Genomic DNA, 14,962 nt, shown 5'->3' with positions numbered 1-14,962 from the left:
ACACGCCGAGTTTGGTTGGTAGCAAAATCTGTTGTATTCTATCAAAGGTTCGTTTGAGCTATACAACTAAAACGGGGCTATGGCGCAGCTGGTAGCGCATCTCCATGGCATGGAGGGGGTCGGGGGTTCGAATCCCCCTAGCTCCACAATTTGAAACGTCACTTTTAATCGGAGTGGCGTTTTTGTTATATTTCGATACGTATCTTATATACTTGTAAGTCCTAGTGCATGTAAATCATATTTTGCACAATCATTCTAAACTGAAAACTTAACTTAAAACTTAGAGGAGAAATTCCGCATGGTAAAGCGCGCGTGGAAAGTGGCATGCAAAATAGCCAATAATGAGCGTACGTCTGGGTTGATTATGCTCGGATTCGCTTTAGCCGGATTAATGCTTGCAAATTTGCCATTTACGTCTGCGATTTTTGAAGCTGTTTCCCACACGCAAATCGGAATTCCATACACAAATATTCACATGTCGATTAGCCACTGGGTTCAAGATGGAGTGCTAACTATTTTCTTCCTTACAGTTGGTTTAGACTTAAAGCACGAGCTTATTGCAGGTTCGCTTAGAGACCCTCGCGCGGCAGCAATGCCAATGATTTGCGCGGTTGGTGGCATGATTGTTCCGCCTATTCTTTTTGCTGGAACTGTTACAATATTCTCGGAGTTGCACGCTGGTCAAGAGATTATGCGACTTACTTCTGGAGCGCTTCCGTCTTTAGATATGGTTCGCTCTGGTTGGGCTATTCCTACAGCAACAGATATAGCGTTCTCGCTAGCAGTTCTTGCTCTTTTTGCTAAAACGCTTCCTAAAGCATTGCGCGCATTTTTAATGACTTTGGCTACAGTTGACGATCTTCTTGGAATTGCATTAATCGCATTATTCTTCTCTTCGCTTAACGCGTGGTATTGGTTTGTAGGCGTTGTTTTATGCGGATTAGTGTGGACTATGCTTGTGCGATTAAAGCGCGTTCCATGGCCTGTTGTGGCGCTTGTTGGCTTGCTTGCGTGGGTTATGATGTATCAAGCTGGCGTTCACCCTACTCTTGCAGGCGTAATGGTTGGTTTGCTAACTCCTGCGCATCTTGTTCACGGCGAAAAGTCGCTTAGAGCTGAAAGGTATCGTCAAAAAATTCAGCCTTTGTCTTCTTTGTTTGCGCTTCCAGTTTTTGCACTTTTTGCAACTGGAGTTCATTTTGAAACTTTGACTTGGCAGCTGTTCTTGTCTCCAATATTAATTGCGATTACGATTGCGCTAGTTGTTGGAAAGCCTCTTGGAATTATGATTACTGCTTGGATTGCTAAGAAAGTTATGGGCTTGCGCGTTCCAGACGATTTGCGCGTTCGCGATCTTTTTCCTACAGCATGCGCGTGCGGAATTGGTTTTACTGTGTCTTTGTTAATAGCTTCGCTTTCTTATAGTGACGCGGATCTTTCGGGCGAGGCACGATTCGGCGTACTAGTGGCGTCTATTATTGCGGCTGCTGTTTCAGGATTTATGCTTGCAAAGCAATCGAATCATATGGAAGAAGAATTAGACGATATTGAAGAGTGATTAATAGCAATTAAAAGTGATTAAGATTGACTTTAATGCGCTTTTTAATCGCGATTATAAGACGACTAGAAAGTGACTAGAAAGTGACTAGAAAGTGACTAGAAGGTTTTAGAAGGTGACTTATGGTTTCTAATAATAATTTAGATAATTTAGATAATTCTGGTAAATCTGATAATTTAGGTAATCCAGATAATTCTTGCGATTCGCGCTCGCAAAACACCGAACAGAATTCACCTTGGAAAGACACTTATTACAGCGGTGCCGTAATGATGCGCGGTCCAATGATTCCTAAGGAAAGCACAACGGAAACACTGTTGCAACACGATTTGCCTAACGGCGATTCGCATAATAATTACGCGTGGCAAGGCCTTGACCCTTGGCGAGTTCTTAGAATACAAGCCGAATTTATTGATGGCTTCGACGCTTTAGCAAAACTTGGATTAGCTGTTAGCGTGTTTGGTTCTGCTCGCATAAAGCCAGACGAGCCAGAATACAGTAGCGCTCGCATAATGGGCAAAGAGCTTGTAAAACGCGGTTTTGCGGTGATTACAGGCGGCGGCCCTGGAATTATGGAAGCAGCAAACCTCGGAGCTGCAGAAGCTGGTGGAACAAGCGTTGGGCTTGGAATCGAATTGCCTCACGAGCAGGGCTTAAACAAATGGGTGAATCTTGGAATGCAATTCCGCTACTTTTTTGTTCGCAAAACAATGTTCCTAAAATATTCCTCGGGAATTATTGTGTGCCCAGGCGGTTTTGGCACAATGGACGAGCTTTTTGAGTCGCTTACGCTTGTTCAAACACATAAGGTTTCTAAAATTCCTGTTGTGCTTTTCGGCAGCGAATATTGGAAAGGTCTTATGAATTGGATTGAAACTACGGTTAAAGAAAGAGGACTTATATCGTCTTTTGACCCTAGTTTGCTTGCGATTACAGACGATCCTCTAGAAGCTGTGCGAATTGCTAGCGGAGATAAGTTTATTAGCTAGTCTTAGCTTAAGCATTACATTATTCTTGCTTATTTTGGCTTATTTTTCGCTCATTTATAAGCGTTGTAAGTTGCCAAATCTCTTCTCCAACGTCGATTCCGCGTGGGCATTGCCTAGAGCATGCGCGCACGGATTGGCACGCGCTTATGCCGTCGCTAGAATCCGCCAACTCTAATCTTCTATTAGTGGCGTTATCTCTAGAATCGTTAATAAATCGCGCTGCATTTATAAGAGCTGCAGGCCCAATAAACGCTTCTCCGCCTGCATAAACTGGGCAAATTCCTTCACACACTCCGCACATTATGCAATTGCTTAAAAGCTCAAACTTTGCAAGCTGCTCTGGGTGTTGCAAAAACTCAATAATCGCAAGCTTTCCGCTGCTGTTTCTTGTTTGAACATTTTGCGCTTGCAAGTATGGCTCAAGTCTTTTAAGCTGCGCAATCATTGGGGAAAGATCGCAAATAAGATCTCTTTGAACAGCAAAGCCTGAAAGTGGCGCAACCTCAATAATGCCAAAGCTTCCATTTTGGATTAAAGAAAGAGTTTCTTTAGATTGCACTTGCGGATTGTGATTTTCTGTCGCTGTTGCGGTTGCTTGCGATTTTACGCTACCAGTTTTTCTAAAACCGCTTGATCTAACACCTTGATTTTGCGTATTTTGCCTAGCGTTTTGAGCGATTGTAGCTGTGCAAAGCAAAGTAGGCATGCCGTTTACATTTGCAGCATCCGATCCGCAAACGCCGTGACCGCAAGAGTATCTAAATGCCAAAGTGGGGTCTAGTGTGCGCTTAATTTTAAGCAAACAGTCTAAAATCGTGTCGTTTTTGCGCGCGCGAATCGTATAATCTTGAATCCAATGTTTTCCGCTTAATGGTTTATCTGGTAAATCGCCAGAATTTTGCGCCTGGAATTGGCTACTTTTGCGTTTTTTTGCAAAAGGGCTTTCTCGGTGCCTTCTAACTAAACCAGGGGAGTTAGTGGAGGAGGTTTGTGTTGAGTTAGTGGTTGGGCCAGTGCTTGAGTCGCCAGCAACCGCTGAATCACCAGTAACAGCGGAATCGCAAGAACCTTCATCTGGCGTAAAACGAGATATGCGAAAAGTCACAAAAGCTTCATTTTGTAAAGTGCAATCTTGATTAATGGGATGCACAAAGTTGCGTCTAAAATCGTCAACCATTTGCGCATACCTCCAATTCATACAATTCTAGTTTGCCATAATACTTGCACAGAAATACTTGCCCAGGATCACATAAGTAGCAAAAATGTTGGCTGCGCCTAACGTTAGGCTTAAATTATGACAGATGCTTTGTTTTTGCTGGATACAAATAAAGACGATGCGCCCGTTCTTGCAAATGGGATTGAAGAGGGCTGGACTCTTAGCTTGCCTCAACACGTTAAAAGGCACGCAATAAGCGCAATGCGACTTTCTGATGGCGATTCGCTAGACCTTTCGGACGGAAAAGGAGTGCGAATTCACGCAACGATTACAGACAGCGAAAATGGCTTAGTTAGAGTAGATTCGTTTATAAAAGAGCCTGCTCCAACAACCAGATTAGCGTTGATTCAGGCGCTTGCAAAAACGGGTCACGACGAGCAAGCAATAGACATGGCTACGCAAATCGGAGTAGACGAAGTAATTCCTTGGTGTGCAAATAGGTCAATCTCAAAATGGAAGCCAGGGCGCACAGATAAGCGTTGGAATCAGGTGCTTGAGGCTGCTACGGAACAATCGCGAAGAGCGTGGATGCCTCAGCTTTTAGAGCCAGTTACAAGCAAGCAGATTCTAGCGATTTGTAGGCGTGCATGCGTTTACGGAAGCCTCGTAGTTGTTTTGCATCAAGACGCAACGGATTCTTTTAGTCAAATCGAAAACTACGTAAACGACTTAACAGAAAAATGCTTAAAAGACGGCAAAACGCGCACTGTTTACGTAATTGTAGGGCCAGAAGGCGGAATTAGCGAAGAAGAAGTTCAAAGTTTTATAGACGCTGGAGCTAAAAGTTGCGTTTTAGGAAGCAATATTTTACGCGCATCTACAGCAGGGTCAGTGTGTTTATCGTTGCTTTCTAGAGCGCTTGGAAGGTATGAATAGTAAGCAATTTTGCGAGCAATCTTTGCGAGCTTTGTGCGTGTTCTGTGTAAAATAGTAAATGGTATTTGGCAATAAGAATTGCAATAAGAATTATTGAAAAGTGGGCAAAATAATGGATAAAGCATGCAATACATACATAACTGACAAAAATTGCATTTTTTGCAAGATAATTGATGGGCAAATCCCAAGCAGCAAAGTGTATGAAGACGATGCAGTAGTGGCTTTTAACGATATTAATCCGCAAGCCAAGGTGCATGTTTTGATTGTTCCGCGCAATCATTACAAGAATGTTGCTGAGCTTGCGCAAAATGATTGTGATGTTTTGGCTCATATTGCATGCGTTGCGCAAAAAATTGCAAACGACTTTTATAATGGCGATTATCGCCTTGTTTTTAACACTGGTTTGGGAGCTGGTCAAACCGTGTTCCATGTTCATGCTCATGTTTTAACAGGCGAAAAACTTGAAGAAGGTAGTTTATAAATCGTGGCAAATAGTACAACGCGTATTGTTCAAATTCCAAGCGAATTAAGCCCAGTTGCTGTTTTGGGAGCAGCAGATTCAAACTTAAGAGAGTTGGAGAAGGCTTTTCCAAGCGTAGATATTTCCGTTCACGCGGATTGTGTGAAAATCGTATCTAGAAGCGCAAGAAGCGAGGAAGACGCTTGCAAAGCTGAACACGCGTTGCGCAAAATAGTTGATTGCGCTTACGAAGCTCCTGTTGATTCATATGCTGTAAAACGCATGCTAGAAAGAGATGTGCTTAAAGGCGCTGAACATGATGTGCGAATCGATAGGATTGGGCACAATGGTGGAGTTTTAGGCGGAGCGTTTAGCGGATTAAAGTCTTTTGATGCTGGTGCTGGCTTTGGTTCTGTCTCTGGTTCTTGTGCAATGGAAAGCGATTTTGCGCGAAATTCTGCCGATTTAATGCCATCTAGTGAAGATGCTAAAAGGCGCGCAATGAGCCGCAAAGCGCGAATGGCTAAAGGCGTTATAACGTTTGCAGGCGGAAATCCTGTTCGCGCAAAAACCGCGGGTCAAACGGCTTATGTGCAAGCAATGGAGTCAAATACAGTAACGTTTGGTATTGGGCCTGCTGGTACTGGAAAAACGTATTTAGCGGTTGCTAAGGCGGTTAGAGCTTTAGAAGATGGGCGAGTGCGAAGAATAGTGTTGACGCGCCCTGCTGTAGAAGCTGGGGAAAATCTTGGATTCTTGCCAGGAACACTAAACGACAAAGTAGACCCATATTTAAGGCCGCTTTACGACGCGCTTTCCGACATGTTGGGCGCTCCGCAACTTAAGAGGTATATGGACGAAAACGTTGTGGAAGTGGCTCCGCTTGCATACATGAGAGGGCGCACGCTTAATGACGCTTTTGTTATTTTAGACGAAGCGCAAAATGCTACTGTTCAGCAGCTTAAGATGTTTTTGACGCGTCTTGGATTTAACACCACAATGGTGATTACGGGAGATAGAACGCAAGTCGATTTAGCGGTTCCAAAATCTGGCTTAGCTTCGATTGAGAACGTGCTAAAAGACGTTAAAAGTATTGCGTTTGTTCACTTAAACGCGCAAGACGTTGTTAGAGCGGAGCTTGTTGGGCGAATCGTAGAAGCGTACGAAACGTGGGAAAAGCGCGAGGCTGATTTTAGGCGCGAGAAGGGTAGAAATCGGAAAAGTCTTGAATCGCAAGCAACCAACGAATCGCAAAATCTTGAATCGCAAAATCTTGAGAGGAATAGCAAGTAATCATGAGTGTTGAAGTGATGAACGAAACCGTTTGGCAAATCGACCCAAAAATATTCTCTGACCTTGGAATGTGGGTTTTGCAACAAATGCGAGTAAGCGTTCAATCCGATTTGTCGATTACTTTTGTAGACCCAGAGCCAATTGCTAGTCTTCACGAAAAGTGGATGAACTTAGAAGGCCCTACAGACGTTATGAGCTTTCCAATGGACGAGCTAACTCCTGGAAGCGACGACAAAGTTAGCGAAGGAATGCTTGGAGACCTTGTGATTTGCCCATGGGTGGCATCTCAGCAAGCGGCGGCGGCAGGGCATAGCACAATGGAAGAGATGCTATTGCTTACGATTCACGGAATGTTGCATTTGCTTGGCTACGATCACACTACGCCTCAAGAAGAAAAGCAGATGTTTGGCTTACAAAGGCAGCTTTTGCTAACGTTCTTTGCGGCTAGATCTGGCGAGCTTTACGACGCCACTTTGCCAGCAGGTGCCGTAAATGAGCTGGAAGAATACGAGAAAAATCATGCTAAATAACATTACAATTCCGCCGATTCCCGATTTGCCTGCGCATATGTGGGCTTGTTTGGGTGCGATTGCAATAGTCGCAGTTTTGCTTGTGTGGCTTTCGCTTGCAATGGCGGCGGCGGAAGGAGCTGTGCCAAGAGTTACAAGGTCTAGTCTTAATAATCTTATGATTGAAGAACAAACGAACGATAACGAAAGTCAGGTCGTTCGCTTGAGAAAGCTTGCTAGAATCCGCAGAGCAAAAAAGCTTATAGCAGATAGGTACGCAACGAGCGGAGCGTGTGCGTTTGTGCGAATCGTGTGTAATGTGCTAGACGGCGTGGCTTTTGCAGCAATCGCGGCGGCTCTTGGTGCGTCTTTTTGGCTAACGCTATTAATTGGACTAATAGTGGCAATGATTGTTGCAATTGTTTCAATTCTTGTGCGGCCAAGGTCAGTGGGCGCAGCTCAGCCAGTGTTTAAGCTAATGCGCTTGTCTAGAATAATTTCGATTGCTGTTTTTATGAATCCTTTTGCAAAAATCGCAGGCCGTGGGGATTCGCAAAGTCAAAGTCAAAATCATAAGAAAAATGTTGCGCTTTCCGACGACGAAGAGTTGGAGAATATTCAATTAGATCAAGCTAAAGCGAGTATTGACAGGCTTGTAGAGGCAAATGATTTTGACCCAGAAGTTTCGGAGATGATGCGCAATGTGCTTACGCTTTCCGACACTTTAACGCGCGAAATCATGGTTCCGCGAACCGATATGATTTGCGTTAAAAACGACGAAACACTGGAAAATTTCCTAAAATTATGCTCAAGATCTGGATTTTCTCGCGTGCCTATAATTGGCGAGTCGGTTGACGATTTGGAAGGAATTGCGTATTTAAAGGATGCTGTGCGCGCAACTGTGTTTAATCCTGCGGCATCTGAGCGCGCGGTTTCTACGATTGGCCGAAGCCCAATGCTTGTTCCAGAGTCCAAGCCAGTGGATGATTTATTCCATGAAATGCAACGAATCCGCCAGCACGTTGCCGTTGTTGTAGACGAATATGGCGGAATTGCAGGGCTCGTTACGATTGAAGACGCGATTGAGCAAATTGTTGGCGAGCTAGAAGACGAGCACGACCGCACTCAGCACGCGGATCCGCAAGAAGTGAGTAAGGGCGTGTGGAAAATGCCTGCGCGCACGCCGATTGCCGATTTGGAAGATATTTTTGAAGTGCATATAGACGAAGACGATGTAGACACTGTGTTTGGGTTGCTTACCAAGTTGCTTGGAAACGTGCCGATTGTTGGGTCGAGCGCTGTGACTCGCGGCCTTAAGCTAACTGCGGTTGATTCTGCTGGGCGGCGCAAGAAAGTCTCCACGATTCTTGTTGAGCGAGATATTCAAGGCCTTAAAGATATTCAGGGTCTTAAAGAAGAAGACGATAGTGAAAAGAGTGGGGGCAAGAATATCAGAAAGACTGATGGCAAGACTGATGGCAAGAATGGCGATAAAGATAGTGGCAAAGACAGCGGCAAAGACAGCGAATTATCGCAAGTTAATAGCAAATAAATAGTGTTGAATTATGAATAGTATGAAAGATGTTGACGCGATATGAGTAATGATATGGACGATGACTATATGGACGATATGAATGACGAAATGTTTGCTAATTTAGATCCTTCTCTAAAAGCGAGCGTAGAAGTGCCTGATTTTAACGGCTATAAATCGGGATTTGTTGCTGTAGTAGGCAGACCAAACGTTGGAAAATCAACGCTTATGAACGCGCTAATCGGAACGCAAATCGCAATCGCGTCTTCTCGTCCAGAAACAACGCGCAAGGCGATTCGCGGAATCTTAACAACTCCAAACGCGCAAATGGTGTTAGTTGATACGCCAGGAATCCACAGGCCTCGCACTTTGCTAGGCCAGCGTTTGAATGACATTGTAGACGAGTCGCTTGCAGATGTTGATGCTATTGCTTTCTTGCTTCCAGCAGATCAAGAGATTGGGCCTGGAGATCGCAGAATTCTAAGCCGACTTCGCTCCGACTTTGCTAAAAAAGATGCGGCTGGAAACTGGGCGTGGAAGGTTCCGCTTATTGGAATCGTAACAAAAATTGATACGCTAAGCCGAGATGAGTTGGTGTCTCATTTGATTGAGATTCAACAGTTTGCTGATTTTACGGATATTGTGCCAGTTAGCGCTTTGGAACGCGACAATGTTGACGAAGTTAAGAAGGTTTTGATTGACAATCTTCCAGAAGGTCCGAAGATGTATCCAGACGATCAGCTCAGCGAGGAGAGTCCTTCTAGCATGATTGCGGAGCTGATTCGTGGGGCTTTTCTTGAGGAGCTTGATGACGAGTTGCCACATTCGCTGGCGGTTGTTGTAGATAGCATTGTGCGCCCAGGAGATGAGGACTATGTGCAATATAGCGATAATAAAGCGCATGTGATTGTGTCGGTGTATGTTGAGCGCGATTCGCAAAAGCCGATTATTATTGGGCGCGGTGCGGAGCATCTTGTGCGCGTTAAGAAGCGTTTGCGTACTGCGGTGAATCGTATTACGTGCGCTAAAGCTGTGCTCGATTTGCACGTAAAGGTTGCAAAGGGGTGGCAGAGCGACCCTAAGAAGCTTGAGCGCTTGGGTTTCTAGCGAATCGACGATTTCGAGCTGCATAATGCGCGAGAAATCACCTAGACTCGCTGAGCCGCTTAGAGCAGAAGCACTGCTTCTGCTCTGCAAAGCGCTTTGACTGAGCTTGAAATTGCATAATGCATTTCAAGCTCCTTCAAAGCGTGATTTGGCTCAAATGTAAAGTCCAGTGGACTTTACATGCCAAATCAGCCGAGCGGCTACTAATAGCCGCGAGGAATAGCGCGCTGTAACGCGCGAGCGATTTGACGGGTTTTGTTGTTGATAGATACAAAAAACCGCGGAAGACGAGTCGATTATAAGACCAGTCAACCGCGGTTTTTTTTATTTAGTCTTGATTATGCGCGACGATGGCGAGCGAAGTAAGTGCCGCCTCCGATTGCTGCGATTCCAGCAACAACAGCCGCTATAGCTGCAACAACCTTAAGCGTAGTGCTGTTGGATGCGCTTTGTGCTCCGTTTTGTGCGTTGCCTGATGCCTGAGCGTTCTTAGAATCATCCTTAGATTCGCTCTTGGAATCATTCTTGGAGTCGTTCTTAGATTCGCTCTTTGCGGAATCCTTTGCATCGTTCTTTGCGGACTCGCTCTTAGCAGCAGAATCCTTAGCAGCATCTTGTGCTTTAGCAAGATCCTTGGCTGCAGCTTTAGCGCCAGCGGCTGCAAGCGCTGCTGCGATGCGGTTAGCGTGCGCTGCGCCTGCAACATTATTCGCCGCAACAGAATTAGCGTTCTGAGCATTTGCTCCGTTTGCACCGTTAGCATCGTTTGCGCTCTGCGATTGTGCAGCTGGAATCGTTGCATTAAATCCAAGTTGCTTTCCGCCGAACAAGTTGTTTGCGTATCCTGCAAGATACTGGTTGTAGTAGTTCTCGAAGGATTCACTAGAACTCGTATTGTTGCTCGTACTGTTGCTAGTGTTATTTTGCGTTTCACTAGTTGAACCAGTATTTTGATTAGCGTTGCCTGATTCTACTTCTTTAGATGGGGTAGGAGCAAGCGCTGAATCCGTACTTGCATCATGAGACGGATCTGCTTGCGGCACTGTTTGTGGCACTGTTGGAGATTCATTATTACCACCATTATTGCCACCATTACCAGCATTTCCATTCTCTGAAGTCCCATTCAGCGAATTCACTTTCTTTAACGATTCATCTAAAGTAGAAGTAGATTTATTAAGAGACTGTTCCACTGTGTTAAGCGTATTAAAACGAAGAATAAACATATTCTCAAGATCGTTGAAGCTTTGATTTACGGCAGCAAAAGTAGCGTTGTACCTTTCAATTACGTTATTTTTAGCTCCAGCCAAAAGCGTCTTAACTTTCTCATGCAATTCAGCAATTTTTTGCTTTGCTTGCAAAACTTGCATTTTAACGTTTTCAGCCTTTTTCTTTGCTGATTCAAATTGGCTTTGAGCTTCTTTTGTAATGCGTTGTGCTTGCTCAATAGCAGACTTTGCTTCATCAGCTTTTTGCTTCGCTTGAGCGGTTTTAGCAGCAGCATCAGATACTAGCTTAGCTGTATTTTCCTTATTGGAATCAGCCTTTTGCTTTTCATCTTTAGCTTTTTCTACTTCATTCTGTGCTTTGTTAACTTGGCTTTGAGCTTCTATAACTTTTCTGTTAGCAGAATCAATTTGTTGTCTTGCACCTTCAATTTGCTTCTGTGCTTTGTTAACTTGGCTTTTAGCTTTCGCAACTTTCTGTTCAGCTTCTTCTACATTTTTGTTTGCAAGTTTTAATTGTTTCTCTGCTTTGCTAACTTTGCTACGAGCAGAATCACGCAACCGTGTGGCATTACCAACAGTTTCATCTTGTTTCGTGACCTTCTCGTTGGCTTCTGCAAATTTAGTAGCGGTCTCATTAGCTTTGATTTGCAAATCGTCTTTAGCAGATTCGAGATTCCTTACAGATTCTTCAAACTCGCTGATTTTAGCTTGCTTTGCTTCACCAGTTAACTGAGATTGTTTCTCGGCTTCTTCTACATTTTTGCTTGCAACTTTATACTCATTCTCGTATTTCTCTGCTTCAATAGTGAGCTTTGCAAATTCTTCTTGAGATTCTTTTAACTCGTTCTTAGCGCTATCAAAATCGTATACAGCATTTATAAAAGCATCCAAGACAGTTTTATTTGCTGAGTTCTTTGCATTCGCAGCATCGATTGAGCTACTAAGAGTTTTAACCTTTCCATCTAGATGCGTGTACTTTGTTTGCCACTGCTGAGCAAGCTTTTTTGCAATAGCTGCATTTTCTTCGCTTCCCCAGTTTGCGCTAGGGTCGCCATATTTTTTAGCTTCACTATTTGCTTTTTCTTTCTCGGCTTTTACATGTTCTAACTCTTGTTCCTTTAGACCCTTAGCGCTCTTTTTGTCTGGCACATTCAAATCGTATTGTACTTTTCGAAGATTGTACTTAGCTTCAAACAAATTTGCATTTGCTTTATTTGCTTCAGCATTCAACTTTTGCAATATAGCGATTTCATCTGTATTTTCAGATGCGATTTCATCAGCTTTTTCTTGCTTTAGACTATTCTCATAATTACTAAGAAGATTCTTGTATTCGGAAACACTAATCGAAGATTCATTGCTTCCGTGCCATACGGCAACATCTTCATTTTTTGTAACAGTTTCTTGTTTACCGCCAGAAATCTTAGGAATTTCTTGAATATATAAATCGCCTTCTGCGAAACCGCCAGCGGTTATATCTTTTCTAGCAAAAGTAGTGTAATGACCTACGGAAAGACTAAATAAATTAGTTAGCTTGCCATTTTCGTCATTTTTTTCGAATAATCTTGTGTTTGGATTTTGGCTTAATTTCATTCCAAAATCATATTGATTGTCCTTAAGGAATTGCTTGCCAGCTTCAGAAAGTTTGTTTTCAATCGTTGTATCGCCATTGAATGTGTAGAAGATTCCTTTATCTCTAGCTTCTTCATAGCGATTCTTTTCAATCGTATACCAGCCGTCTAAGGCATTCCACTTGTTGTCCGTAGGTTTAGGTTCTGTGCTTTGCGTTTTAATTTGCTTTAAGCATGAAGTTTTACCGTCATCTAGAACTTTGCAATCGTTATTTGAATATTTCATTCGACCATTTTTATGGCCGTCGTAATCACCCCAAGCAAGATTTTCTGCAGTTTTGTACGGTGTAGTGTCCATAACGCTAGCGTTATCATACTTTTCATGGTTTACTGCATGATTATTAATGGCAGCCGAGTAGAAGGAATGCACAATGCTTTCGGCAATCAAGCTTAAACGCACGTTTACATTTTGCAACGCGTTGTTATCGTTTCTTCTGTACTCGTTTAAAGCATCGTAATACTCAGTGGCTTCCTTCATGTTTTGCAAAGAGTCAGCGCTGCCAATTCTACCAAGCCCAGGTTTTACAATATCTTCATACCATGTTGGAGCTTCTATTGTTTGTGCTTCTTTATACGATTCATCTTTGAAATCTTGCCTTGGAATCACATATGATTCGCCTTTAAGAATTTTCTGAGCGCGCTCAGCGTCTGCAATAAGAGATTCGTTCTTGTTATTTTCCTTAGCTTTTTCAGTGTTAATCACATATTGCAAGAACTTGTAGAAGTCAGACTTTTTCTCTAATGAATTCTCTGTATTAGAATCATTTTTGCTTTCAGCATTGTAGACCTTTTCTGCTGCATCTGCTTTTCCTCTAAGATTGTCTAAGTTTTTGTAAGATTCAACTAGCTTTTTGTAATCACCGATTTTTTCTAGTTCTTTTTCTTTAGATTCTAGTTCTTCACTTGTTTTGTTAATTTTCTGGGTATTTGCAGTAAGCGTTTCTTTAATTTTTGTTACTTTTTCTTGAGCTTGCTTATAAACGGATTCTTTCTCTTTAGCAATTTGTTTTACTTTTTCCAAATCCGCATTACTTAAAGCAGAATCAGACTTTTTAAGTTGCTCTAACTGTGCTTGTTTTTCTTTTAATTCTGTTTCTTTGTCTTTAAGCTCATTATCTGCTTGCTTCTTTGCTTCTTCAAGAGATTTTGCGCTTTTAACTAAAGAAGTATAAGATGACTTTTCTTTTTCAAGATTTTCTTTAGCTGCGTTTAGATTCTTGTTTTCTTCATTCAGATTTGTTTTTGCTTCATCTACCGTTTTTTGGGCATTTTGTAGTTCGTTTTGATTTTGTTCAAGTTGTGTTTCTGCTTGCTTCTTTGCATCTATAGCTTGTGCTTCAGTGTTTTCTGCTTGCTTCTTTGCATCATCGGCGTTAGTTGCCACTAATTGTGCATTTTCTTTATTTTTTTCGGCTTCGTCAACTCTCTTTTGAGCTGCATCTACTTTTTCTTTAGCTTCTGCATCTTGCTTCTTTGCATCCTCTGCATCTTTTTCTTCTTGATTTTTCGCTTCTATAGCTTCGGCTGCTTTTTTGGATGCGTCTTCTACTTTTTCATTTACTTTTGCAAGCTTGCTATTTGCGTTTTTAACAGTTTCATCGGCTTTGTCTATTTCTGTTTTGGTTTCTAGCTCAAGCTTTTCAGCTTCTCTTGCGAGTTCATTTGCTTTAGCTTCCTGTGGATTAGGATTCTCATGATTAGCATTAATTTCAACATTTGCATTATCTGAGTTTTGATTTACAACATCGGCATTTGCCACATTTGCCATTGCGAATAATGCCAGTGAACTTGCGCCTAAAGATATAGCTGCTGCGATTTTAGCATTCATAAAACCTCTCCTCATGTTTGATAATAGGAAATCGTTAGTTCTCGTGTTTTTGAACAAGATTTTTAGCAATTTCTTGCCGTTCGTCTTGTTTTGGAAAACATATTTTCTACCGGGGGGGGGTATCAAGTTTTCAATGCGATTTTATCAAATACCTATGGATTAACGTAAGCGAAGAAATGAGTGCTCAGAGTGTACACATGATTACACCAAACTATGTGGAGATTCGAGATTTTTCGCAGCGAAAGAGGCGTATCGTTAGCGCGGTCTAAGCGCGCTAACGTCTTCGCCGCACAGAAGCAGTGCTTCTGTTTTGAGCGGCTCAGCGAATCGAAGTGCATTCGCACGCTACGCTTTAAGCGCTCATGCAAGTCTATTCGCAGCGCCGAAGGTGGTGACTCGCCGAGAGAGCAAGAAAAATCGAGAATCTCGGTGATGAAAGCTACGCAATTGTTCTAGATATTCAGAAGGTTTGATGTATTTCTATACGAGCAATAAAAGAGGAGCGTAGCGACGGGACTTGCGAGGAGAGAAATACTCAAACCTCGCGCAACAACAGATAAAGAGAATGTGCGAGCGACATAACCTTATTTTTGTGCATAGTAGATACGAAAAACCGCGGAAGACGAGTCAGTTAGAACCAGTCAACCGCGGTTTTGAGTAGTTCGCGCGTAAATCGCAAGTCGATTTGCTGGCGATTAATGCCACACTTCACATCATGCTTTATGCTCGAATGCAAATCGTCGC

Annotated in this window: 9 protein-coding genes, 1 tRNA gene and 1 pseudogene; 9 read left to right on the top strand and 2 right to left on the bottom strand. The window is 42.9% G+C overall.

Features of this window, described 5'->3' with window-relative positions; genetic code table 11:
- The first annotated feature begins 73 nt into the window (after window positions 1-73).
- The 3 genes from NYP55_RS01030 (at window position 74) to NYP55_RS01020 (ending at window position 2,544) form a co-directional block, all read left to right on the top strand.
- Window positions 74-146, top strand: a tRNA-Ala gene (locus NYP55_RS01030).
- A gap of 152 nt (window positions 147-298) precedes the next feature.
- Window positions 299-1,558, top strand: coding sequence for a Na+/H+ antiporter NhaA (locus NYP55_RS01025; protein WP_016833144.1), 1,260 nt, complete (start codon window positions 299-301; stop codon window positions 1,556-1,558).
- A gap of 122 nt (window positions 1,559-1,680) precedes the next feature.
- Window positions 1,681-2,544: an LOG family protein gene (locus tag NYP55_RS01020; protein WP_016833142.1), complete on the top strand. Its 864-nt coding sequence runs from the start codon at window positions 1,681-1,683 to the stop codon at window positions 2,542-2,544.
- Window positions 2,545-2,563: 19 nt separating this feature from the next.
- Here the strand turns inward: NYP55_RS01020 and NYP55_RS01015 are convergent, their stop codons facing one another.
- Window positions 2,564-3,721, bottom strand: coding sequence for a succinate dehydrogenase/fumarate reductase iron-sulfur subunit (locus NYP55_RS01015; RefSeq protein ID WP_472781517.1), 1,158 nt, complete (start codon window positions 3,719-3,721; stop codon window positions 2,564-2,566).
- 117 nt (window positions 3,722-3,838) lie between these two features.
- On the opposite strand from NYP55_RS01015, the gene NYP55_RS01010 reads away from it, so the two are divergent.
- The 6 genes and pseudogenes from NYP55_RS01010 (at window position 3,839) to era (ending at window position 9,536) form a co-directional block, all read left to right on the top strand.
- A complete protein-coding gene (locus NYP55_RS01010; protein WP_016833140.1) occupies window positions 3,839-4,636 on the top strand; it encodes a 16S rRNA (uracil(1498)-N(3))-methyltransferase in 798 nt (265 codons plus the stop codon).
- A 112-nt stretch (window positions 4,637-4,748) separates the two neighbouring features.
- Entirely contained in the window at window positions 4,749-5,117 is a 369-nt protein-coding gene (locus NYP55_RS01005) for a histidine triad nucleotide-binding protein (RefSeq protein ID WP_016833138.1), read from the top strand.
- A gap of 3 nt (window positions 5,118-5,120) precedes the next feature.
- Entirely contained in the window at window positions 5,121-6,389 is a 1,269-nt protein-coding gene (locus NYP55_RS01000) for a PhoH family protein (RefSeq protein ID WP_472781431.1), read from the top strand.
- A gap of 2 nt (window positions 6,390-6,391) precedes the next feature.
- Window positions 6,392-6,919: an rRNA maturation RNase YbeY gene (gene ybeY / locus NYP55_RS00995; RefSeq protein WP_004132890.1), complete on the top strand. Its 528-nt coding sequence runs from the start codon at window positions 6,392-6,394 to the stop codon at window positions 6,917-6,919.
- Entirely contained in the window at window positions 6,909-8,450 is a 1,542-nt protein-coding gene (locus NYP55_RS00990; protein WP_472781516.1) for a hemolysin family protein, read from the top strand. The genes ybeY and NYP55_RS00990 overlap by 11 nt, the downstream gene beginning before the upstream one ends.
- A 13-nt stretch (window positions 8,451-8,463) precedes the next feature.
- Window positions 8,464-9,536: pseudogene (gene era / locus NYP55_RS00985) on the top strand (GTPase Era).
- A gap of 338 nt (window positions 9,537-9,874) precedes the next feature.
- Here era and NYP55_RS00980 read toward each other — a convergent pair.
- Window positions 9,875-14,218, bottom strand: a complete 4,344-nt coding sequence (locus NYP55_RS00980) for a Tat pathway signal sequence domain protein (RefSeq protein ID WP_472781430.1) — start codon at window positions 14,216-14,218, stop codon at window positions 9,875-9,877.
- Window positions 14,219-14,962: the final 744 nt, after the last annotated feature.

The sequence above is a fragment of the Gardnerella sp. c10Ua_31 genome (assembly GCF_055700915.1).
Note: the sequence above shows the minus strand (reverse complement) of the source record. Positions and strands in the feature narration are given on the sequence as shown.